Genomic DNA, 22,785 nt, shown 5'->3' on the forward strand with positions numbered 1-22,785 from the left:
GCAACACGTGAGCGACAAGCAGGAATCTCAGGCGCCGACCGCGGACACGGGGATGCAGTCAGGCAACGGTTCAGCCAACGGGTCCGGCAACGAGGTCGACCTCGCCATGCCGAAGCACCTCGGTGACGTGGAACAGGCCTTCGTGGAGAAATGGCACGAGAACGCGACCGGCTGTTTCTCCTCGGGACACAAGTTCTGCCGCGAGGTCTGCCCGGTCACGCAGGTGACCCGCAACGAGAACCACACCCCGACCGCGTTCCACGCCAACGTGATCGCCCTGGAGAAGGGGCATCTGAGTGTCGAGGACGTCGCCGACGACTACGTCCACTGCACCCAGTGCGGTGGCTGCGAGGTGCGGTGCCCCAACACGCTGATGGTCGGTGACTTCTACCGGGCACGTACCGAGACGGTGAAGGTCGTGCGCGCCATGCGGGCGATGCTGGTGGACAAGGGTCTCGACCGTGAGAAGTGGAAGGTCTGGAACCGGCTCACCAACGAGCTGAAGAACGAACCGGTCCTCGGTGTCGAGGGCGATCAGGCCAACGGTCAGGCGCAGGTCCGGGACTGGGGCGAGGGCCTGAACATCCCCATCGGGGGCGAGACGATCATGTTCGTCGACTGCGAGGCCGCCTACTACCGGACGTCCGTGCCGCGTGCCACCGCGCAGATCCTGCAGAAGGCCGGTGTCGAGTTCGGGTTGATGAACGAGCAGTGGTGCTGCGGCGGTCCGGCCGCGGAAATGGGTTATGTCGAGCAGTCCATGCGGTTCGCCCGCCACAACGTCGATGACTGGCGACGCTCGGGCGTTAAGCGGATCATCGCGATCGAGCCGCACGACTACGTCCACTTCACCGAGGACTACCCGGCCTACTTCGGTGAGGAGTTCGATTTCGAGGTCGTCCAGATCATCGACCTCGTCGCCGAACTGATCCGGGACGGCCGCCTCGAGCTGGTTAACTCCATCAACCGGGTGGCGACTTACCACGACCCGTGTCGGCTCAACAAGCGCAAGGGAATCCACGAAGCGCCGCGGGAGATCCTGCGCGCCATCCCCGGGCTGGACTTCCGTGACGTCGACCGCGTCACGCAATGGTCCTACTGCTCAGGCGGCGGTGGGGGTCTGCCCATCGAGAAGCCGGAGATCACCGGCGAGATCAGCCGTCGACGACTGGAGCAGGCGTCGACATTGGACGTGGACCTGCTCGTCAGCGCGTGCGTCTGGTCCGAGCGGCCGCTTACAGCCGCGGGTGACGAGGCCGGTATCGAGGTGCGCGACATCATCGAGCTGGTCGCCGAGTCCGCCGGCATCGAGATCGGTGGGAGGACCCGGGCATGACCGCGCCCGTCACCATCAGCAGCGAAGTCATCCAGCGGCTCGAGGAGATCGTCGACGAGCCGGGCGCGGTCCTGACCGGCCGCTCCAGCAGGTTCAACCGCGCGCGGGTGCCGGCACCCTTCCCGGTGCACCGGTGGGAGGAGTTCCTGCCCGACGTGGTCGTGTTGCCCCGCACGACGGAGCAGGTTTCGCGGATCGTCAAGCTGGCAAACGAATTCAAGATTCCGATCGTGCCGCGGGCCGGCGGCACGGGTCTGGCCGACGGCGCCGTCCCGATGAGGGGCGGGATCCTCGTCGATGTGAAGCGGATGGACCAGGTGAAGGAGATCGACCTGGTCAACAACACCGTCACGGTCGGGCCCGGCATCAACATGCAGACCCTCAACCGGCACCTCAAGCCGCACGGGGTGGTCTATCCCGACGATCCGGCGTCCTACGCCTGCGCTCTCGTTGGCGGACGAATCGGCACCAGCGGGCTGTCCTTGCTCGGGGCGCGCTACGGCCACACCCGAGACCTGGTGATCTCGTTCGAGATAGTTCTCCCGACCGGCGAGGTCATCGAGGTCGGCGACGGTGGTGGGCGCAAGATCCGCAAGTCCTCCACCGGGTACCACCTCAAGCATCTGTTCATGGGTCATCAGGGAACCCTGGGCATCGTCACCGAGGCGACGCTGGAACTGGTCCCGCGCGCCGAGACCGAGTTCGCGGCGTTCTTCCTGTTCGAGGACTACGACACGGCCTACCGCACCTTCTCTCTGCTCGCGAAGAGCGGCTTGGCCACCCTGGCCGGGGTCATGCTGTTCGACCCGGAGAAAGTCGAGTACCTGCGGCGCGACGACGAGGCCTACATCGTGCAGCCGGAGTGGGTGCAGGCCGTGTGCGCGGTGTCGCTGTTGGGGGCCCGCGCCGAGGTCGAACCGGCGCAGAAGGTCGTGATGCAACTCGGACGCAGCCTCGGTGGCCGCTACATCGGCGACGAGATCGCCTCGGGTGACTGGGCAGCGCGCCACGACCGCTACGCGAACCCGCTCCACGGCCGTGATGCGGACGGCAACGTCATCCCGATGTCGTGGCACTGCGAGGACGCGGCGATCCCCTACAGCGAGGTTCCCGAGGTGCTGCGCAAGTGGCACGAGATCGCGCGCCGCTATTGCGAGCAGTACGACATCTTCGACGACTGGGGAGCCTTCGCCTACACCAACGCACCGCACAAGCCCTGGGGGGACGTCCTCCTCGAAATCGACATGGGGCTGTGGGAGGACAACATGGACGAGGCGTCCTGGAACGCCTTCGTCTCGCTCAAATGCGAGATCGCGCAGGTTGCGATCGAGCACGGAGGCTCCATGTCGGCCTGCCACGGAGCCACCCGTGCGGGTGACGCGGAACTGGTGCCGACCGAGATGGGCGCGTCTTGGGAAGTCATGAAGACGATCAAGAGGGCGCTGGACCCGAACAACATCATGAACCCCGGCAAACAGAGCCTCGACGAGGCGTACCTGGAGGGAGCTCGGTCGTGAGCAGCAGCCCCTACCGGTTCGGCCGCTACGTGCCGTCCGAACAGGTCCCCCCTGAACCGGAGCGCGTCACCGACCAGGTCGTGCAGCGCTTCGAGCATGTCTTCGAGGTCGATCCCGAGCGGATGACCCGGTTCCGGCAGCAGAAGATGCCGGTCTGGGACACCAAGCGCATCGTCGCCGCCAGGTGGGATCACCTCGAGGCGGTACACCGTGAGTTCGCCGACGAGGTGCTGCTGGCGGGTGAGGGGCCGGACCCCGGCCCGCCGTCCGGTCCGGATCAAGGCAAAGGAGCCAACCAGTGACTATCAAGGCAGTCGTCTACGGTGTCGGCGCGATGAACTCCATCGCGACGCGCCTGCTCCTGGACAAGGGCGTCGAGATCGTCGGCGCGATTTCGCGCAGTGAATCCAAGGTCGGCAACGATCTCGGCGAGGTCACCGGCATCGGGCGGAGCCTGGACGTGGTGATCAGCAACGACCCCCACGAGGTGTTCGAGCGGACTCGACCGGACGTCGCGGTCATCGCCGTCAACAGCTACATGACCGATGCCGTGGAGCAGCTGCGGGCTTGCGCCGAACACGGCGTCAACGCCGTCACCCTCTCGGAAGAGGCCCTCTACCCTTGGCAGACCTCGCCCGAGATCACCCGTGAGCTCGACGAGATCGCCAAGCGCACCGGCGCCACCCTCACCGGCACCGGCCACCAGGACACCTACTGGGTGAACATCGTGGCGTTGATGATGGGCACGGCGCACCGCATCGACTCCGTGACCGGGCACGCGAGCTGGAACGTTGACGACTACGGCCCGGAGGTCGCCGGCGACCAGCAGGTCGGCAAAACCGTCGAAGAGTTCGACGAGTGGCTCGCCAGTGCCGAGCGCCCGCCCACCTTCGGGCGCAATGTGCTCGACGCGCTGGTCGCGGACACGGGGCTGACGGTCAAGTCCGTCACGACCAACACGCGTCCCGACATCGCCGAGACGTCCATGTTCTCGCAGGCGCTGCAGCGCGAGATCCTCCCGGGCCAGGTCATCGGCTTCACAGACATCGACGAGATCGTCACTACCGAGGGTCCCGTGTTCAACTTCGAAATGTCCGGCCGCGTCTACGGCGCGGGCGACGGGGACATCAACGAGTGGGAGATCAAGGGCGAACCCGACCTCGTGCTGTCCAACGGTACGGTGCCGACCCAGGTCACCACCTGCACCCAGCTGGTGAACCGGGTCCCCGACGTCATCGCCGCGCCCGCCGGCTTCGTGACCGTGGAAAAGCTGCCGCGGCTGCGCTACCGCACCTTCCCCCTGCACACCTACCTGGGCAGGTGAGCGATGCCCGCGACCTTTTTCTCGGCGGACTTCGGCGATCAGGTCGACACGAACGCGCTCACGCAGAACCTGCTCTACATCCTGTCGTCGACGGCGGTTGTCCTCGCTCTGCTCGGGCTGATCCTCATCGACACGGGTCTGGTCAGGCGGCAGAACGTGCTCACGACGAGCATCCAGAAGATCATCGGGTTCCTCGTCGGAACCGTCGCCTACATGGTCGGTGGGTTCGCCCTGTGGAACTTCCAGTACTACCAGGCTCTCGGGGTCGAGGCGAGCTTCGGTCAGGCGTTCAAGGACTGGTGGTTCGGCGGGTCGCTGTTGCGTGAATACGCACAGAACGTCGATCCCGCGGTGGCACCGGGTGTGGGGAACTCGCAGATCTTCTTTGTGTTCCTCGCCCTCTACGGTGGGTTCGTGTGCGCCCTGCTGCACACCAGCGTCTCCGAGCGCATCCGCAGCGGGCCGTACTACGTCATCTGCGCCGCTGTGGGCGGGATCGTCTATCCGGTCTTGCTCTGGCTGACGTGGGGATCGACGAGCCCATTGACCAACGCCGGCGTGCACGACTTCGTCGGCTCGTACAGCTCCTACATCTTCGCCGGGGTGTTCGGCCTCGTGCTGACCCTGCGGTTGGGACCGCGGGCAGGCCTGTTCCCGAAACCGGGCAAGCCCGCAAGCTGGGTCCCCAACAGCGTCCCGCTGGCCGCGCTCGGTGTTGTGGTGCTCCTGTTCGCCGCTCCGCTCATCGTCATCGGATGCGGGTTCATCGTTCCAGGCGAGGGCTTCTACGGCGTCTCCATGACCACCACCGGCCTCGGCCTGATCTACGTCAACGTGGTCGTCTCGTTCGCCGGAGGCGGCGCGGTGGGAGCGCTGATCGCCCACACCACTCGCAACCCCACCCACGCGCTGTTGGGACCGTTGGCTGGGTACGTCGCCAACACCACCGGTTTCGACGTGCTCAAACCGTGGGAGACATTGCTGGTCGCCGTGGTCGGGCAGCTAGTGGTCGCGGCCGTTTACACCTTGGTCAACCGCCGCGGTATCGACGACGCGAAAGTCTTCCCACTGGCCTGCGCTGCCATCGTGGGTGACCTGATCGTCGGCGCGCTCGCCTGGGGCACACCCACCGGAGGGTACTTCGGGCTCACCGGCGAGTTCGGCTTCCAGCACGCTCGCATCACGTTGTGGTGGCAGCTGGTCGGCGTCGCGGTCACTGTCGCCATCGCCGTCGTCTCCGCGCTGCTGCTGGTATTCGTGCTGGGCGCGGTGATGAAGCTGAGGGTCACCGAAGAGGACGAGATCACCGGCGCGGACTCAGTGGAGTGGACACCCAGAGCGAAGCCGGATCCGCTGCCCACGCCCGCTGACCCGGCGGTGCGCACGGGCTGAGACGAGTGAGGGGCCGATCGACCACTAGGTCGATCGGCCCCTCACTCATCCGCACGTGACCTGCCCCAGTTGGTGCCGCTACCGGAGCTGTTGGATCTCGCTGCGTGCGACTCCCAGCGTCCAGCCCGACCAGGCGAGCAGGCGTTCGGACTGGTCGAGGCCCAGCGCCTCGCCGCGCACGGCTGGCACCCGTTCCCCTGGCATCCACCGCGCCGAGTTGGCCGCCACGACCAGGCGTTCGTCGTTGAAGACAACCGCATCGGCCTCGAGCGCGCGCAACTGCTCCACGAGCAGGCCCTCCGCGGCATGGGCAGACAGATCGATGCCCGCGACACCCGCGAACTGCGAACCGCAGTTGGCCGCAACGGTCAACGTCACCACGATGTGGTCCGAGCCCGAGTAGTCCAGATAGGGCCCGGTCAGGCACGCTCCGCGTGTCGAACGCGCCCGCGAATACCAGTCCATGCGCACGTAGTCGTAGGCGTCGACGTCCGAGGTGTCGAAATTGAGCCGCAGCCGCCTAGCCGCACCGTCGCGGTTCTGCAGCCACAACATGTACCGCTCGCAGCCGTCGACCAATCCTGGCGCCGCGATGAAACCGGCGCCGATGATGGCTCGCGCGGACTGAACTAGCCGCTCCACCGAGGGCACCAGATCGTCAAGCGCGGCTTCGGAGACGGCCGGGCTGTCGTCGCCGTCGTGAGGAGGTTCGGCGATCGCGGACACCGCCGCCGCCAGATCCGCCACCGGGGCGCGCCAGCCATCGAGGAGATCGTTCAGACGCTGCCGGACCTGGGCAACGCTCGCCCGACGGGTCTCGAGACCGCCTTCCCCGGTCACTGCGGGCTCCCGATCGCATCGACGAGCGCGAAACGGCCCGAGGTCAGGCGCCGGAGGTTGTTGCGCACGTGTTGCTCGGCCAGCGTGCCGGCCTGAATGCCGTCCTCGGCCGAGATCGCCGCCGCGATGTCCCGGTGTTCGATAGCGATCTTCTTCAGCTCGCTGTCGGGCAGGTGGGATCCCCAGAGCATGCCGACCGTTTCGGCCTGCAGCGCCACCTCCCGCCGGGTCAGCCGTTCCGAACGCGTCGCGATCGCGATCTCGATGTGGAACCGGCTGTCGGCCTTGATCCGCGCCCCGCGGGTCTCCGCCGCGGCCAGCAGGTCGACCAGTGACAGGATGCGCTCCAGGTTTGAAGGAGACGACCGCTCGGCGGCCAGCCGGGCCGCCAACCCCGCGATCGCGGTCTGCTCATCGGCGATGTCGCGCAACTCCGCGGAGGTGAGAGCCGCGAGCCGAGCCATGTCCGGCCCCTCGTCGGGTTCCAGGGACCGCTTGACGAACGTGCCGCCCCAGCGGCCTCGCCGGGTCTCCACCAGTCCGCGGTCGCGCAGCTCCGCGATCGCTTCACGCAAGGTGACCGGGGAAACCCCGAATTGGGCCGCGAATTCCGACTCCGGGGGAAGTCTCTCCCCGTCGCGCAGCAGCCCCAGCTGGATGGCCTCGGTGATGCGAATCGCGATCTCGTCGGCGCGGCCAGCTGAGCCCAGCGGTGCGATCAGAGCTGTTCGCTCGCCGTCCAATCCGCCCCCTCGTTGCTTGCAGAGCCGGATCCCAACCCTGACGAAACCCCCAATACACATAATACTGTAGGTTTGCCGTCGGGATCGGCTGCGGACAGGGGTGTGACAAGGCCGACGCGACTGGTCTGGAAAGAAGTGGCGTTCTGCCTCATGCGGCGAGGTCGCTGCTCGCCGCGCATCGCGTCGCCGACGCGACTGGAGCCGCAGCGCTGAGCCGTTGGCAGAAGCCCGGCGGGATGGCTCACCGAACAGGTACGACGTATCGATCGAGGACCTCCTGAGCGACACCTTTCCGGCAGGATGACACACGGGCTCGCTAGGGTGGCAGCGGATGGGTTCGTCGCGCGGCCACATCGTGATCCGATCGTCGACCCGACCACGGTCGGTCGGCTTTTCAGAAGTCACGGGCACCCACCATCCGCAGCGCGAACTCCGTGTGCTGCCACGCGACCTCGTTCTCCGTCGGCCCGGAGTCCTCGCGGAACCACACCGCCACCCCCATGCCGAGATCGAGGATCGCGTACGCCGCCAGGCGGGCCGAGTCAACGCGGAAATCGCCGGTCGAGATGCCATCTGCGATCAGATCCTCGAAGCAATTGGCGTACTCCGCCCGGCGGCCGAGCACAACCGCGCGGTAGGGCTCGACGAGGCTGCGCAGTTCTCTGTTGCCGACGAACGCCTCGCGGCGATGTCGTGCGTGATAGCGCACGTGTGCGTCCACAGCTCGGCGCAATCGTTCGGCGGGGGTACCGGCGCCGGCCACAGCCAGTCGATGTCCCTCCAGCAGTTGCTCCATGGTGTTGGTCGTGATCGTGGCCAGCAGCTCCTGCTTCGACGCGACGTGCTTGTACAAGCTCGCGCCACGGATACCCACCGCGGCACCGATGTCTGCCATCGTGGTGGCCTCAAAGCCGCGGCGGACGAACAGGTCGAGTGCGGCGTTCCGGATGTCCGCCGCCCGCCCCTTGCGTCGCCGATCGGGCACAGCTACCTCCTGGGGCAATGATTCGATAGCCGCCAGTGTGGCATATCTGGCAGGACACTTGCCTATCAGTGTGACGTGGGCTTTGATAAAGGCTAATAGTGATTAGCCAAGGTGGAGTGACATATGGCAGTCGACTTTTCGCCCGACCCCGAGGTAGCCGACCTGGCGAAACGGACCGCGGACTTCGTCGGCGAGGTGGTAATCCCGGTCGAGCTCGCCACCGGCGGGGTCGCGCCGTCCGAACAGGTGCGGCGAGAGCTGCAACGGCAGGCGCGCGAGAGCGGAGTGTTCGCGCCGCACGTCTCCGCGGAGTTCGGGGGCCACGGGCTGGACATGCGCGCCCGTGCAGCGGTCTTCGCCGAGGCGGGCTACTCCTTGCTGGGACCGCTTGCCCTCAACATCGCGGCTCCCGACGAGGGCAACATGCACCTGCTCGAGGCGATAGCTACCGAGAAACAGAAGAACGACTACCTGGCGCCGCTGGCCGCGGGTGAGATCCGGTCCTGTTTCGCGATGACCGAGCCCGCACCGGGCGCCGGTTCGGACCCGGACGCGCTGGCCACGCGCGCAACCCGAGTGCGGGACGGCTGGCGCATCGACGGGCGGAAGTGGTTCATCACCGGCGCCGACGGCGCGGCGTTCGCGATCGTCATGGCCCGCACAGCCGGCGAGCCCGGCGATCCCGGTGGCGCGACGATGTTCCTGGTGGACGCCGACAACCCGGGCATGAAGGTGGGCCGGCACATTCCGACGCTGGACGAGAGCCTCTACGCTGGCCACCTCGAAGTCGAGTTCAGCAACTGCGTCGTTGGTGACGATGCGGTCCTCGGCGAGGTCGACCAAGGCTTCCGCTACGCACAGGTGCGACTCGGCCCTGCTCGGATGACCCACTGCATGCGCTGGCTCGGCATCGCCCGGCGAGCCCAGGACATCGCTCTCACGCGCGTGACGGACCGGCGACTGTTCAGGTCGCGCCTGTCCGAGCTCGGCATGGCCCAGCAGATGATCGCCGACAATGAGATCGACGTGGCAGCCGCGCACGGGCTGATCCTGCAAGCGTGTTGGGAACTCGACCAGGGCCAGCCGGCGAGGCAGGCAGTCTCGATCGCTAAGACGTTCACCGCGGAGGCCGTGTGGCGCGTGGTCGACCGGGCCTTGCAGCTGTGCGGGGCCCTGGGAGTGTCCGGTGACGTCCTGCTGGGACGTTTCCTTCGAGAGGTGCGGCCATTCCGGATCTATGACGGTCCGTCGGAGGTGCACCGGTGGTCGATCGCGCGGCGGGCGGTCCGGCAGCACTCCGCTAAGGCGTCGGCGTGATCGCGGCCAATGGTGTCGAGGGCCTCGACCTGACCGCGCTCGACCGATTCTTCGCGGAGCGCCTCGCTGGCTACGCAGGTGGCCTGCGGGCCGAGCTCATGTCAGGCGGGCGATCCAACTTGACCTACCGACTCACGACGGGTGACATCACCTGGGTCCTGCGCCGCCCACCGCTGGGCACCTTGACGCCCTCCGCACACGACATGGCACGTGAGTACCGGATCGTCTCCGCTCTTGTCGACAGTGCGGTTCCGGTCGCGAAACCGATCGTGCTAGCCGACGACTCCGTGATCGGAGTTCCCTTCGCCGTCGTCGAGTTCGTCCCCGGGACTGTCGTCCGCAGCGAGGAAGACCTGGCCACCTGGTCTGACAGCGAAGTCCGAGCGTGCGCGGCCGGCCTCGTCGACGTGCTCGCCGCGCTCCACGCGGTTGACCCCGGCGAAGTCGGCCTGGCCGATTTCGGCCGACCAGAAGGCTACCTCCGGCGACAGGTCGAGCGCTGGTACAGCCAGTGGAACCGGGTACGTACCCGTGAGTCCTCGGACATCGAGACGCTTCACCGGAGGCTCGACGAGCTGTGCCCGGGCGAGTGTGGATCAGCGATCGTGCACGGCGATTTCCGGGTCGACAACGCGATCCTTGCCCCGGGCGACCCGGGACGAGTGCGTGCACTCGTCGACTGGGAGATGGCCACACTCGGCGACCCACTCGCGGATCTCGCCGTGCACCTCGCCTATCGCGACTCGGCGTTCGCGCCTGTCCTGGGCGGCTCCGCCGCATCGACGTCCCATCGCATGCCGGGCCCCGCTGATCTCGCGCAGCGCTACGCCACCGTATCGGGACGAGAGTTGGTGCATCTCGAATTCCATATGGCCCTCGCCTACTTCAAGATCGCCGTGATCGCGGAAGGGATACACGGGCGCCACCAACGCGGCGACACACGAGGAGACGGCTTCGCCGACGTCGGAAAGGCGGTCGCGCCACTGGCAGCCGCCGGACTCAGAGCCCTGTCGCGGAAATGACTGAGTTGACTGGTCAAGGCTGCTGCGTCATTGCCATCGCCGCCCAGCCAATCGCCCACCTACAGGTGAGACGCGCGCCGATCACTCATCGCCACTTCAGAGAGTCTCAATGAGGAAGTCAAGCCGATTGCGTGACCGGTACGCCCCTGCCATGCGGTTGACCGTGCGACCGCGTGGCGCACCCTGACCCCGGTCTGCTTCCGGCGACACCGCAAGAAAGAAACCACCGAAGAGTTCGTCACCCACGAACTCCGCGCCGAACTCGCCGCCGAACTCGACCTCCCCACCGAACCAACGACTCCCCGGACTTGGCCTCACTCTCGAACTCACCCCCACGACAACCCGAAAGTTCACCGAAAAACCCCGGCCCCTCATGCTCGGCGCCCACCGCCACTTCGGCCTGGGCCTCCTCACACCCGTCCGGCCAGCAAGGTGATTACGGGAGTTTCGGCCCCATACGGCGGCGGTAGCCGTCTCTCAAGGCCGGACCCGATCGATCGCCGCGCGTGACGCCTAGTGTTGTCACTGGCCTCCGGAGAGCAGTTCGGGTCTGTAGCGGGGGACTGTAATTTTAACGGTGTAACTCCTGAGATGTAGCCGCGACTCTCGCGATCTCGGGTCAGCGGCGCTGGGCGATCTCCTGCACGCTGCTGTCGCTGGCCGCCGCCGGTACGGCGATGAGCTGGCGTTCCTCGGCGCGCTGGCCGCAGTCCTGCTCACCGGATTGGCGGCAGCAATCCCCATAGCCGCAATCCTCGACCTATGACGCAGCAAATCCCGCGCCGGCGGCAACCGCTGAACTGCACTGGGCTGCGTCCCGAACTGCTGCCGCACGTGTTCGACCGGTTCTACAAGGCGGACGCGGTGCGGACCCGCTCGGAGACCAGCGGTCTCGGGCTCGCGATCGCCCAGGCCAAGGCCCGGCTGCACGGCGGCGACATCCAAGCCGGAAACCGGCCGGAAGGAGGGGCCAGGTTCGTGCTCCGACTTCCTCGCCACGAGATGCAAGCGGACTGATCGAGTTCTGAATGCGGAGCTGCGTGCGCGGAATCCGCGTGCCGTGGCTGGCTCAGCTCATCGCTGGACAGGTGCGGTCGGCGATCCGATCATCTGTGATTCCCTTGTGCAGCAGGAGTTCGAGGTGAACAGTCACATTTTCGATGGCCCTCCTTGGCCGCGAGATCCCGAAAGGCAGCGAGCAACGCCCGGCCAACGCCCCGCCGCCGCGTCTCCTCGATTTCATACAGCTGCACCTGCGAATACCCGCTGCACCTGCGAATACCCGCACACGTGACGAACGTTGCCGAAAGCCCCATACCCAACTGACCACTGCACCCTCGTCCAAGGCCACAAACGCGCCCGTCGTCGGGTCCCTGAGAAACGGCTCATGATCGTCAACCTCAACACCTCGAAACCGGCGCAAAGCAGCATCGAGCAAGCACCTTGTCGGGGTCAGCCCGCGAGCGCGGTGGCGGGGTCGGTGTAGGTGAGGTTGTGCGCCTGCGCCACCGGCTCGTTCACCAAGGCGCCGCCCAGCGTGCTCAGGCCCTTGGCCAGCGCGTCGTCCTGACGGGCCGCAGCGCGGATGCCTTGGTCGGCGACATTGATCAGGTAGGGCAGGGTCGCCGACGTCAGGGCCAGGGTCGAGGTGCGAGCCACTGCGCCAGGGATGTTGGCCACGCAGTAGTGGATCACTCCGTCGACCACGTAGGTCGGGTCGGAGTGGGTGGTCACGCGGCTGGTCTCGAAGCAGCCACCCTGATCGATGGCGATGTCCACCACGACACTGCCGGGACGCATCCGGGCGATCATTTCCCGGGTGACCAGCTTGGGGGACTTGGCCCCCGGCACCAGCACTGCGCCGATGACCACGTCGGACTCCGCGACGTATTCGGTCAGCCGGGCCCGGTTGGGTACCACCAGGTCGAGCCTGCCCGCGAAGATGTCGGCCAGGTAGGCCAGCCGGGAGGGATTGGTGTCCAGCACCCGCACCATGGCCCGCATCCCGGCGGCGATCTTGGCCGCCTCAGTGCCGGCCACCCCGCCGCCGATGATCAGTACCTTCGCCGCCGGGGTCCCGGGCACACCGCCGAGCAATAGTCCGGCACCACCGGATGGGCTCTCCAGGTGATGCGCTGCAGCCTGCACTGCCATTCGACCGGCGACCTCGCTCATCGGAGTGAGTAGCGGCAGCTTCCGGTCCGCGGTTTGCACCGTCTCGTAGGCGATGGAGTCGATCTTGCGCTCGATCAGGAACTCGGTGAGCGGCTTGTCTGCGGCCAAGTGCAGGTAGGTGAACAGCTGCTGGCCCTCGCGGAAGCGGTGGTACTCGGCAGGGATCGGCTCCTTGACCTTCACGATGAGGTCGGCGCCGGTGAACACCTCGTCCGCGTTGGGCAGGATCGTGGCTCCGGCCGCGGTGAACTCCGCGTCGGTGAATCGCGAACCGGTGCCGGCGTTCGTCTCTACCAGCACCTCATGTCCATGGTGGACGAGTTCGGCGACGCCGTCGGGCTGAACTGACACCCGGTTCTCGTTGTCCTTGATTTCCTTCGGCACCCCAACGACGAGTTTCGGCACCTGCATACTCCTTTCCGGGTTTGATCGTTCACGTCATCAACGTGGTGGTGAGGAAGTCGAAGGACGTGATGGCATGGATATCGCCTCGGCCATCCCCTCCCGGGCTTCGCGCGCACCGTGCCGCGATGCGGGATGAGGTGGTCGGCGACAACCGGCGGGGCGGCCTCGTCAGGTCTGGTCCACCGTATAGCGCACGCCGGTGAACCGCCTCCGAGGCGAGGCCGTGACCTCTGGCACCACGCGTTCGGGCTCGACCGCCTCGTCCGGCCCTCGCGCGTTCAGGGCCGCCGGCTCAGGCATGCCGGTGGGCGTCATCCCCGCCGCATCAGCTCAGGCGTGCCGATGCGCAGTCCGTTCATGTCTCCGTCGACCGTGGTGTCGGTGAGACCGTGGCGAGTAGCGCCCTGAGTTGAGTGACCAGGGCATGCGGTTCCGGCGGGTACGCTGACTTGGGTATCGAGAGGACCTCCATGTCGGCTGCTCGGGCAAAGGAAAGTCGACCGCAGGAATTTTCGAGCGCGAGGCAATGTTGGGGATCGACGCCGATTCGCGACGCGGCGAGCGCATACATGTCGAGGCAGGGCCTGCCGTCCGGTGTCTCATCTGCAAGTACCGTCGCCGTCAAGTACCGACCCCACTCGAACGCCGATACCGCGGCCTCGACGAATCGTCGTGGTGCGGACGACACCAGGGCGACCAGCAATCGACCTGCGGCCGAGGACACGAGGTCGGTCGAGCCGTTACGCAGGCACAGGCTTCCGGTGGCAAGGGCTTTGATCGCGTAATCCGTGCACCATTCCGCTACCTCGGTCGGGTCCAGTCCTCTGGACAGTGCGGCGAGGCGCTCCAGCCACTGCCTGGATCCCTGGAATCCTACGGAATCGTCGGGTATTCGACGGTGTCCCCGCATGGTGAGGAGGACATGCCAGACTTCCCCGATGACTCATGTCAAGATGCCCGCGAACGGGGTTTCGTTGACTCAGATGATTTTGCCCGGGATGGTTGGGGTGGGGTGGTGGGCAGGCGTGCTGGTTGCTTGGCGGTGACGAGCACGAGGAGCCGGTCGTTGATGGCGTGGATGTCGCGGCGGATCTGGGCGGGGTTGAGCGTGTGGTACCGGCGGGTGAGCGCTGTCTTGATCTGCTTCGGGATGTTCGTGTCGGCCAGGACCCGTTGGTACGGGGTGCGGGCGGTGTCGTATTTTTTTTGATCACTTTGGCGCTTTCGCGGTGTTTGGAGAGCAGTTTTTGTTGTGGGGAAAAGAAATTGAGCTGCAGGCGAAGCAGTGCGTAGAGCTCGTTGAGCAGCTCGAGTTCGGCCGGGGTGTCGTAGCGGTGCTACCCGACCGCCTGGCGCACCACGACCAGTTCTTCTGCTCGACGTGGCAGCCGTCGTTCTTGTTGCCCGGCCGTGACCGGGTGAAGGTGATCTTGTTTTTCTCGCAGAAGCGCCGCAGGTGATCGTTGATGAACTCCGACCCGTTGTCGGAGTCGATACCCAGCACGGGGAACGGGAATGCGTCCAGAATGCCTTGCAGGGCCGGGAAAACCCACTTCTGGGCCTTGTTGCGCACCGCGGCGGTTTCGGTCCAGTTGGTGGCGATGTCGGTCACCGTCAGGGTGTGGCATCGCCGCTGGGGTTGCCGCCCTCGTGCCCGACGAGATCGATTTCGACGAACCCGGGGGTGTTCTCGTTCCAGTCCGCCCAGGTGCGGATCGGGATCTGCGACTTCAAAAGTGACCCCGGCTTGGTGCCCGAGCGGCCCTTGAGCTGCATCTTCTTGCGGTCCGGGGCCAGGCGGCGGTCGATGGTGGCCGCCGACATCGACACCAGCTTGGCCCGCACCCCGGGCTCCAGGTCGAGCTCACCGGCCCGCTCCAGCACCGCCACGATCTCGGGCAGGAACGGGGCCAGCCGCTTACCGGTCGGCGCGTCCAGCACCGCCCAGATCTTGCGCAGCGGCACCAGCACGTCCTCGCCATACACCGGTGGCCGCGGTTTCCGTTTCCTGGCAACGGGTTTCGGCCCCGGTGCCAGCCGCAGCGCCTTCCGCGCGTGGTCGCGGTGCCAGCCCGTCAGCTCGCACAACTCCGCCAAGATCACGGTATTGTCCTTTTTGGACGCCGAACGATACCGGATCGCGGTTGCCTTCGTCACGGCCTTGCGCTGGCTCATCGTTAGTCCCATCGGTCACGATGAGCACACCAGCCCCCACAGGTGACGCACGACACGCCGTACGCGGGCATTCTTACGTGAGGCAACGACTCATCTACGCGGGCATTTTGGATGAGTCAACGCGGAGGGTTGACTCCGTCGGTTTTCGGGGCACATACTCCGAGGAGTTGTTCGTGGTCGATTGTCGACAATTCTGATCGCTGTTCCAGTGCTCGCCGCTGCGGTGCCGAGATGGCTGGTGGCGCAGTGTTGTGGCTGATCGTCCGAACTTTGACGTCGCGTCCGCGGTTCCTCCTCTTGACGAACCGGTGGGGACGCATTGAGACTGATAGTCGATTGTCGACAAGAGAGAGATGCTCGTGAATCTGGTCGAGAACAAGGTCGTCATCGTGACCGGTGCGGCAGGCGGTATCGGGGTGGCCATTGCCGAGGACCTGTTCGCCGAGGGGGCCGTCGTCGTGGCCACCGCTCGCAAGAAGCAGCAGGTCGAGGAACTGGCCGCGAAGCACGACGACCCCCGCTGGCAAGTTGTGGAGCTCGACGTCACCGATGCCGGCGGATTCAGCCGCCTCGTCGACAACACCGTCGCCCAGCACGGACGGCTCGACGGCTTGGTCAACAACGCCGGCGTGCTCGCGCCGAACGACGTGCCGAGCTCGTCGGTGGCGGAGTATGACTTCCACTTCGACGTCAACGTCAAGGGTGTCTACCTGGGATGTAAGTACGCCATCCCCGCGATGCTCGCCTCCGGCGGCGGGTCGATCGTCAACTTCGGCTCGATCAACTCGCTGGCCGCAGAACCCCAGCTCGCGCTCTACACCGCGTCGAAGGGTGCGGTCCTGATGCTGACCAAGGCGATCGCCCTGGACCACGCTGCGCAGGGGATTCGGGCCAACACCTTGTGCCCGGGCTTCGTGGACACGCCGCTCAACGTGCCGCACTACACCAAGCTCGGTGGACGTGAGGCACTCGAAGAGGGGCTTCCCAGCTTCCAGCCGATCGGCCGGCCGATCGAGCCACGGGAGATCGCGCAGCCGGTGACCTTCCTGATCTCCGACGCGTCCTCGGCGATGACCGGTACCGCGTTCGTCGTCGACGGTGGCGTTCTCTGCAAGGCGTGATCCCGGCTTCCGGGTCGGCTCGTGCCGCTAGCCGGGCCGATTCGGACCTCAACAACTACGGAGATACCAATGGCTGACAGCGCCGTGGCCGATGTGGTCGTTGTCGGGGCGGGGCCCTCTGGGGCGGTCGTCACTCACACCCTGGCCGAACGCGGGCTGAAGGTGGTTTGCCTGGAACAGGGCGACTGGGTCAACCCGACGGACTTCCCGGCGAACAACGCGCAGTGGGAACTGCAGATCCAGGACCAGTGGGCCCACGACCCGAACGTCCGCAAACTCCCGTCCGACTACCCGGTCGGGGTGTCGGACTCGGACATGCATCCGGTGATGTTCAACGCGGTCGGGGGCTCCAGCATCTACTACGGCGCTGAATGGCCACGTCTGCTGCCTTCCGACTTCCGGGTGCGGACCCTCGACGGCGTTGCCGACGATTGGCCGATCACCTACGAGGACATGGTCCGGTACTACGACGCCGTGGACCGGTTCATCGGCGTCTCCGGGCTCGACGGCGACACCGCCTACCCGCCAGGGCTGGAGTACCCGTTGCCGCCGCATCCACTGGGCAAGGCCGGGCGCAAAGCCGCGGAAGCCGCGAACAAGCTGGGCTGGCACTGGTGGCCCGGCACGAACGCTATCCCGAGCCAGAAGTTCAAGGAGCTCGCCCAGTGCGCCCGATGGGGAACCTGCGAGTGGGGATGCCCGGAAAGCTCTAAGGCCAGCTTCGACGTCGCCTACTGGCCGCACGCGCTGCGGTCGGGGGCCACGCTGATCACCGGTGCACGCGTCCGCCACGTCGAAACCGGGGCCAACGGCAGGGCTACCGGTGTTGTCTGGCTCGACCGCGACGGCCGCGAACACCTGCAGCGAGCCAACGCGGTCGTGTTGTGCGCCAACGGGATCGGCACCGCACGCACCCTGCTGCTGTCCGCTTCGCCCGCCCACCCAGACGGGCTGGCGAACTCGTCGGGGCTGGTGGGCAAGAACTTGATGCTGCATCCGAACTGCAGCGTCACGGGCTACTACGACGACGACCTCGAGAGCTGGCGCGGTCCCGCCGGGCAGTTGATCCACAGCCTGGAGTTCTACGACACCAGAGCCGAGCACGACTTCGTCCGCGGCGTGAAGATGCACGCCCTGCCGACGCCGGGACCGCTGAACGCGGTTGAGACGCAGCGCGAGCTCGGTTACGACGCGATGTGGGGGAAGAACTTCCTCGACATCGCCTCGTCGCACGCGAGAGGGATCCTCTGGGCGGCCAACACCGAGGACCTGCCGGACGAGTCCAACTTCGTGTCGCTGGACCCGGACCTCACCGACGACAGCGGCATCCCCGCCCCAGCGGTGCACTACCGGATCAGCGAGAACACCCGGAAACTCCTCAAGTTCGCCGTTGCGCGCATGGAGGAATTGCACGCCGCGGTCGACGCGAAACACACCATCGCCGTGGAGCTGTGGGTCGACCAGCCCGGGCACCTGCTCGGGACCGCCAGGATGGGCGAGAACCCGAAGACGTCCGTGGTCAATTCCTTCGGGCAGGCGCACGACGTCGACAACCTCTTCATCGCCGACGGCAGCATCTTCGTGACCAGCGGATCGGCGAACCCGACCTGCACGATCGCCGCACTGGCGTTGCGAGTGGGCCAGCACATCGCGGACACCGCCAAGAACCGGGAGGCAGTGGCATGAGTGCGTCCATCGAGCGGCTGTCGGTCCCACCGGTGCGCAAGACGCTGCCGCGCCCGTTGACCGCTGCCGAGCAGGAACGCTACCTGGCGATCGCAGATGTCCTGTGTTGTGGGAACGAGGAAGTGCCGCCGCCCAGCAGGTGTCCGGAGTTCGCAGCAAAGCTGGAAATCGCGCTCGCCACGCGCTCCGATGCCTTCGACACCATCACCGCCGCATTGGCCGAAGCCCCCACGAGCCGCGACGGTCTGGAGCATTGGTTGCGGCGGATGCATGACGAGGACAGCTCGGCGTTCACCGTCCTGTCGACCGTTGCTGCGGGCGCGTATCTGATGGTCCCGGCGATCCGCGCCGCCGTCGGCTACCCCGGGCAGCGCCGGGATCCGGCGGGGCTGGAGGAGGCCGCCGACCAGATAGGCGACGGAATTCTGGACCCCGTCCTCGAGCGCGGGCACTTCTATGTCCCGACCCCCGAAGGAGCCTGACAACGATGCGGTGGAACCGAGTACTCAACGTGGTCGAGTGCCACGCCGCAGGGGAGATCGGCAAGGTCGTCACCGGCGGCTTCGCCGATGTTCCCGGCCAGACCATGTTCGACAAGATGCGCTACATCGAGCAGCACCGCGACGACATCCGCCAGCTCCTGCTGCGCGAACCGCGCGGCGGGGTCATCCACGTGGCCAACATCGTGCTCCCCAGCAACAACCCGGAAGCCGCCATGGGATACGTCATCGCGGAGTCAACCGAGTACCCCGCGATGTCCGGCAGCAACACCATCACCACGGCGACCGTCCTGCTGGAGACCGGCATGGTTCCCATGGTCGAACCGGTCACGGAACTCGTCCTGGAGGCACCAGCCGGACTCATCCGCCTGCGCTGCACCTGCCAGGACGGCAAGGTCACCGGCGTCACCTTCACCAACCAGCCCGCCTTCGTCTACCACCTCGACGCCAAGATCGAGGTCGAGGGGCTGGGGACGGTGACGGTCGACGTCGCGTGGGGCGGCATGGCCTACGTCCTCGTCGACGCAGGGTCGATCGGTTTCCGGCTCACACCCGATGAGGGCAGGGAACTGTGTGACGTGGGTCAGCAGCTCAAGCGAGCCGCGGCCGAGCAGCTCGAAGCCGTGCACCCCGAGCGTCCCGAGTACGCCGGGATCACGCAGACCGAGTTCACCGGCCCGCTGCGGCGGGAGGACGGAGTGCTGCGGTCGCGCAATACCGTGGTCGTCTCACCGGGCCGGTTGGACAGGTCTCCGTGCGGAACCGGTACCTCCGCCCGGCTGGCGGTCATGCACGCGCGCGACCAGATCGGGGTGGGGGAGGAGTTCGTCCACGAATCCATCATCGGCAGCGAGTTCGGTTCCCGGATCGAGTCGTTTACGAGCGTCGGCGGTGTCCCAGCGGTCACGCCGTCGGTGACCGGCCAGGCCTGGATCACGGAACTCAGCCAGGTCGGCGTCGATCCGACCGACCCGTTCCCGCAGGGCTACACCCTCGCTGACACGTGGATGACGGCTGCTGACTGACGCCATCCGAGCAGGCAAGACCGTGGTCGAAGGGGATCGCCAGATGACGGCAAAGTTCGCACCGCTGGAGCTGCGCACCCGACCTGACGGCGTGTACCAAGTCCTTCGCCAGGCGATCCTCGATGGCACGCTGCCGGCAGGCGGGCAGTTGCGCGAGGCGCACATCGCGGCGGACATGGGCATCAGCCGCTCGCCGGTGCGGGAGGCTCTGACGAAGCTGGAGGAGGACGGCCTGGTCACCAAGGTCGCCTTCTGCGGTACGTTCGTCGCCGAGGTCAGCGCCGAAGCGATCGCGCAGATTGCCTCGATCCGGTACCTGGTCGAGCCTTACGCGGCAGCGCTGTCGGCGAAAGCTCTGCAGGGAAGCCGGAACGCGGATATGCGAGCAGCGGTGACGGTGATGCGCCTTGCTGCCGACCGGGACGACATCCCCGCAAGCATCGATGCGCATCTGCAGCTCCACCGCCTGTTCTACGAGCACTCCGGGCACGAGCTGCTCCAGGACATGTGGGACGGTTGGGAGACCAAGCTGCGACTCTTTCTCGCGGCCGACCATCGCTCCTACAGCGATCTGCACGAGATCGCCACGGCCCACGAGGATCTGATGACCCTGATCCTCTCGGGTGACGTCGACGAGTTCCGGCACGCACTCGCGCACCACGTCCACTCGGCGCCGGGGGCACCTCTCCAGGACCACCCTGCGGGTCCCTTGGCGGTGCAGGATTCGTTGAAGAACCGGGGGTGATCGGCAGTGCAGGAATACATCGATTTCCTGGGCAAGCAGTCGCCCTACGACCGGCTCGACGCCGGGGACCTGGAGCGGCTCGCCCGGTTGGTGCAGGTCGAGTTCTACCGCGCCGGCGCGACGATCGTCGGGGCGAACGAGGACAGGCTCGCGCACCTGTCCGTGATCCGAGCCGGAGTGGTCCACGTCGTCGACCGGGGCCGAGTGATCGACGAGCTGGGGCCGGGGGACACCTTCGGGCAGATCTCCGTCCTCAGCGGGTTGCCGCCTCCGTTGTCGGTCGTCGCTGTTACGGACACGCTTTGCTACCACGTTCCTGATCCGCGCGAGTTCCTGGCTCATCCGGAACGGCTGACCTTCGCGCACTACAACATTCTGGTGAGCCGGCAGAAGCTGACCTCGGGGGCGGCCGACTACGGGTTGCGCGACGTCGCCGAGTTCATGCGCCCGCCGCTGTGGTGCAGTTCGGACACACCGATCCGCGAGTCCGCGCGGCTGATTTCGGAGGCGCACCAGTCATGTGTGCTGTTCGAGACGCCGCAGGGGCTCGGCATCATGACCGACAGCGACTGCCGGCGCCTGGTCGCCACGGGGGATGTGCCGGTCGATGCGCCGGTGCGCACGATCGGCAAGGTACCTGCTCGAACGGTCCGCAATTCCACGTCGGCCGCCGCCGCGTTCCTCGAGATGATCCAGCACGGTGTGCACCACCTGGTAGTGGTGGACGCGGCGGAGCGGCCGGTGGGGGTCTGCCGGGTGTTCGATCTGTCCACTGCGGACGTTCGCGATGGGTGTCACGCGTGCGTTGACCAATAGGTACCGCCGCACAACCCCTTGGTCCTGCGACCGGAACCAGGCTTGGCGAGCAGCTCGGTTCGCGGTGGTCGACATCGAGACGACTGGCCTGGACCTGGCGCACGACGAGATCGTTTCGGTGGGCGTCTCGGTGGTCGACCGAGGCAGGGTGACCGATGAGACGGTGTACCGGGTCGTCAAACCCCGGTGCGCTATTTCGTCTTCCGCGATGAAGGTCCATGCGCTGACCGACGACGAGGTGGCCGGTGCCCCTGGGATCTTGGAGGCTTTGGCCGAGCTGCGTGCCGTCGCGGCAGGTTCCGTGCTCGTTGCGCATGCCGCGTGGGTTGAGCGCGCCTTCCTCAACCGGGCCCTCCGGTCCTGCGGCGAGCGCGTGCCTGACGACCTGGTGGACACGGCCGCGTTGGCGCGGTACGCGGGGCTCTGGCCGCAGGGCGGCGATGAACCATCGCTTGAAGTGCTTTCGCGTGCGCTCGGGCTCCCGGTGCACACCCCGCACCACGCGCTTGGGGATGCCGTGACCACTGCGCAGTTGTTGCTCGTGCTTGCCACCCGCATAGAGAGCGAGGCCAAGCCTCTCATGGCCGGCGATCTCCTTGACATCAGCCGAATTTGGGGCCTGAGTGCGAGGAGTGGACGCGCGTGGCGACTTCGTTGAGTTAGCGGGGGAGACCTCTTGCAAACGATCCAAGCCCGATGCAAAATTGTCGACAATCGCCAATAGTCAATCCAAGTGGGTGTCTCCGTTGGTCCTGCAGGGCGTGTTCTCCGCAGTCGCAACCCCGTTTCGAGCCGAGGACAACTCGGTCGACGAGCGGGCACTGCGGCTGTTGGTGGAGCGGACGCTCGATGGCAAGGTGCACGGACTCGTGCCGTGCCACTCCACGGGCGAATTCGCCCAGCTGTCGAGCGCCGAACGTCGCAAGGTCGTGGAGATCGTCATCGACCAGACCTGTGGTCGAGTCCCCGTCGTGCCGCACACCGGTGCCATGACCAAGAAGGAGACCATCGAGCTGTCGCGGCATGCGGAGCGAGCGGGTGCCTCGGCGGTGATGGCGGTACCGCCGTACCAGCAATCGCTTGAACCGGACGAGGTGAAGCCGGCCTTCCGTGCACTGGCGGACGCCATCAGCATTCCTGTGGTCGTTTGCAACGCGCCCACCGCCGCCGGAGTGCTCCTCGGTCCGCAGGAGATCGCCGATCTGGCAGCGAAGTCGCCGAACATCCGGTACGTCGAGGAGACTTCAGGTGACTTCAGCCAGGCAGCGGCACTGATCCACCACTACTCGGACGTGATCTCCACATTCGTCGGCCGGGACACGCTGTTGCTGACCGCATTCCTCGAAGGAGCAGCGGGTTCGATCACCGGTTCATCGAATTTCCTCGCACCGCAACTGGTTTCCGTGTACGAGTCGGTTCGTCGCGGAGACCTGCGCTCTGCGGAGCGGGAGTGGGGTGCCGTTCTTCCGGTGCTGCGGTTCCTGACATCCGGTAGCTATGCCGCTGGGGTGAAGGACGCGATGAAGGTGCTTGGCATCCCGGCCGGCTCCACTCGGGAGCCAACCGCGGTGCTCGACGAAGAACGCAAGGCCGCGCTCGAGTCCATCCTGCACGAGCTGGACGTCGAGCTTTGAAAAGTCCGGGATCCGCCGGACCAGACC

Annotated in this window: 22 protein-coding genes and 1 pseudogene; 16 read left to right on the forward strand and 7 right to left on the reverse strand. The window is 66.4% G+C overall.

Annotation, left to right across the window (positions count from 1 at the left end; genetic code table 11):
- Nucleotides 1–7 precede the first annotated feature (7 nt).
- From FDZ84_RS28220 to FDZ84_RS28240, 5 genes are read left to right on the forward strand one after another with little or no spacing between them, the layout of a single operon-like run.
- Nucleotides 8–1,336, forward strand: coding sequence for a (Fe-S)-binding protein (locus tag FDZ84_RS28220; protein ID WP_210435163.1), 1,329 nt, complete (start codon nt 8–10; stop codon nt 1,334–1,336).
- A complete protein-coding gene (locus FDZ84_RS28225) occupies nt 1,333–2,853 on the forward strand; it encodes an FAD-binding oxidoreductase (protein WP_168588343.1) in 1,521 nt (506 codons plus the stop codon). The genes FDZ84_RS28220 and FDZ84_RS28225 overlap by 4 nt, the downstream gene beginning before the upstream one ends.
- Nucleotides 2,850–3,155 (forward strand): hypothetical protein, encoded by a 306-nt coding sequence (locus FDZ84_RS28230; RefSeq protein WP_210435164.1) that lies wholly within the window; start codon nt 2,850–2,852, stop codon nt 3,153–3,155. The genes FDZ84_RS28225 and FDZ84_RS28230 overlap by 4 nt, the downstream gene beginning before the upstream one ends.
- Nucleotides 3,152–4,177: a hypothetical protein gene (locus FDZ84_RS28235; RefSeq protein ID WP_210435165.1), complete on the forward strand. Its 1,026-nt coding sequence runs from the start codon at nt 3,152–3,154 to the stop codon at nt 4,175–4,177. The genes FDZ84_RS28230 and FDZ84_RS28235 overlap by 4 nt, the downstream gene beginning before the upstream one ends.
- A gap of 3 nt (nt 4,178–4,180) precedes the next feature.
- On the forward strand, nt 4,181–5,569 hold the full coding sequence (locus FDZ84_RS28240) for an ammonium transporter (protein WP_168588344.1): 1,389 nt from the start codon (nt 4,181–4,183) through the stop codon (nt 5,567–5,569).
- 78 nt (nt 5,570–5,647) lie between these two features.
- Here the strand turns inward: FDZ84_RS28240 and FDZ84_RS28245 are convergent, their stop codons facing one another.
- From FDZ84_RS28245 to FDZ84_RS28255, 3 genes are all read right to left on the reverse strand, one after another.
- Nucleotides 5,648–6,409, reverse strand: a complete 762-nt coding sequence (locus FDZ84_RS28245) for a cache domain-containing protein (RefSeq protein ID WP_168588345.1) — start codon at nt 6,407–6,409, stop codon at nt 5,648–5,650.
- Nucleotides 6,406–7,152, reverse strand: a complete 747-nt coding sequence (locus tag FDZ84_RS28250; protein WP_246868487.1) for a FadR/GntR family transcriptional regulator — start codon at nt 7,150–7,152, stop codon at nt 6,406–6,408. The genes FDZ84_RS28245 and FDZ84_RS28250 overlap by 4 nt, the downstream gene beginning before the upstream one ends.
- A gap of 394 nt (nt 7,153–7,546) precedes the next feature.
- Nucleotides 7,547–8,137 carry a TetR/AcrR family transcriptional regulator gene (locus tag FDZ84_RS28255; RefSeq protein WP_246868488.1) on the reverse strand — a complete coding sequence of 197 codons (591 nt, stop codon included), beginning with the start codon at nt 8,135–8,137 and terminating at the stop codon, nt 7,547–7,549.
- A gap of 123 nt (nt 8,138–8,260) precedes the next feature.
- On the opposite strand from FDZ84_RS28255, the gene FDZ84_RS28260 reads away from it, so the two are divergent.
- From FDZ84_RS28260 to FDZ84_RS28270, 3 genes and pseudogenes are all read left to right on the forward strand, one after another.
- Nucleotides 8,261–9,454, forward strand: coding sequence for an acyl-CoA dehydrogenase family protein (locus FDZ84_RS28260; RefSeq protein ID WP_168588347.1), 1,194 nt, complete (start codon nt 8,261–8,263; stop codon nt 9,452–9,454).
- A complete protein-coding gene (locus FDZ84_RS28265; RefSeq protein WP_371812694.1) occupies nt 9,451–10,476 on the forward strand; it encodes a phosphotransferase family protein in 1,026 nt (341 codons plus the stop codon). Before FDZ84_RS28260 ends, FDZ84_RS28265 begins: the two co-directional genes overlap by 4 nt.
- A gap of 807 nt (nt 10,477–11,283) precedes the next feature.
- Nucleotides 11,284–11,493, forward strand: a pseudogene (locus tag FDZ84_RS28270) (ATP-binding protein); the annotation flags it as partial.
- A 435-nt stretch (nt 11,494–11,928) separates the two neighbouring features.
- Here FDZ84_RS28270 and ald read toward each other — a convergent pair.
- The 4 genes from ald to FDZ84_RS38125 form a co-directional block, all read right to left on the reverse strand.
- Complete coding sequence (gene ald / locus FDZ84_RS28275) at nt 11,929–13,056, reverse strand: alanine dehydrogenase (RefSeq protein WP_246868489.1); 1,128 nt, start codon at nt 13,054–13,056, stop codon at nt 11,929–11,931.
- Between the two features lie 355 nt (nt 13,057–13,411).
- Nucleotides 13,412–13,966, reverse strand: a complete 555-nt coding sequence (locus tag FDZ84_RS41110) for an HAD family hydrolase (RefSeq protein ID WP_371812695.1) — start codon at nt 13,964–13,966, stop codon at nt 13,412–13,414.
- A 300-nt stretch (nt 13,967–14,266) separates the two neighbouring features.
- On the reverse strand, nt 14,267–14,668 hold the full coding sequence (locus tag FDZ84_RS38120; RefSeq protein ID WP_210435166.1) for a DDE-type integrase/transposase/recombinase: 402 nt from the start codon (nt 14,666–14,668) through the stop codon (nt 14,267–14,269).
- 2 nt (nt 14,669–14,670) lie between these two features.
- Nucleotides 14,671–15,231, reverse strand: a complete 561-nt coding sequence (locus FDZ84_RS38125; protein WP_210435167.1) for a hypothetical protein — start codon at nt 15,229–15,231, stop codon at nt 14,671–14,673.
- A gap of 353 nt (nt 15,232–15,584) precedes the next feature.
- Here FDZ84_RS38125 and FDZ84_RS28285 point away from each other — a divergent pair, with 353 nt between their 5' ends.
- From FDZ84_RS28285 to FDZ84_RS28320, 8 genes are all read left to right on the forward strand, one after another.
- A complete protein-coding gene (locus tag FDZ84_RS28285) occupies nt 15,585–16,352 on the forward strand; it encodes an SDR family NAD(P)-dependent oxidoreductase (protein WP_168588350.1) in 768 nt (255 codons plus the stop codon).
- A 69-nt stretch (nt 16,353–16,421) separates the two neighbouring features.
- A complete protein-coding gene (locus FDZ84_RS28290; RefSeq protein WP_168588351.1) occupies nt 16,422–18,038 on the forward strand; it encodes a GMC family oxidoreductase in 1,617 nt (538 codons plus the stop codon).
- Nucleotides 18,035–18,520: a hypothetical protein gene (locus tag FDZ84_RS28295; RefSeq protein ID WP_168588352.1), complete on the forward strand. Its 486-nt coding sequence runs from the start codon at nt 18,035–18,037 to the stop codon at nt 18,518–18,520. Before FDZ84_RS28290 ends, FDZ84_RS28295 begins: the two co-directional genes overlap by 4 nt.
- 5 nt (nt 18,521–18,525) lie before the next feature.
- Nucleotides 18,526–19,563, forward strand: a complete 1,038-nt coding sequence (locus tag FDZ84_RS28300; protein WP_168588353.1) for a proline racemase family protein — start codon at nt 18,526–18,528, stop codon at nt 19,561–19,563.
- 43 nt (nt 19,564–19,606) lie between these two features.
- Nucleotides 19,607–20,308 (forward strand): GntR family transcriptional regulator, encoded by a 702-nt coding sequence (locus FDZ84_RS28305; protein WP_168588354.1) that lies wholly within the window; start codon nt 19,607–19,609, stop codon nt 20,306–20,308.
- 6 nt (nt 20,309–20,314) lie between these two features.
- A complete protein-coding gene (locus tag FDZ84_RS28310) occupies nt 20,315–21,124 on the forward strand; it encodes a CBS domain-containing protein (protein ID WP_168588355.1) in 810 nt (269 codons plus the stop codon).
- 64 nt (nt 21,125–21,188) lie between these two features.
- Nucleotides 21,189–21,782 carry a PolC-type DNA polymerase III gene (locus FDZ84_RS28315; protein ID WP_168588356.1) on the forward strand — a complete coding sequence of 198 codons (594 nt, stop codon included), beginning with the start codon at nt 21,189–21,191 and terminating at the stop codon, nt 21,780–21,782.
- A gap of 88 nt (nt 21,783–21,870) precedes the next feature.
- The gene (locus FDZ84_RS28320; RefSeq protein ID WP_210435168.1) at nt 21,871–22,758 is read left to right on the forward strand and encodes a dihydrodipicolinate synthase family protein; all 888 of its coding nucleotides are present in this window, start codon (nt 21,871–21,873) and stop codon (nt 22,756–22,758) included.
- Nucleotides 22,759–22,785 lie beyond the last annotated feature (27 nt).

The sequence above is a fragment of the Saccharopolyspora sp. ASAGF58 genome (genome assembly GCF_012277335.1).
GTDB classification, from domain to species: Bacteria; Actinomycetota; Actinomycetes; order Mycobacteriales; family Pseudonocardiaceae; genus Saccharopolyspora; species Saccharopolyspora hattusasensis.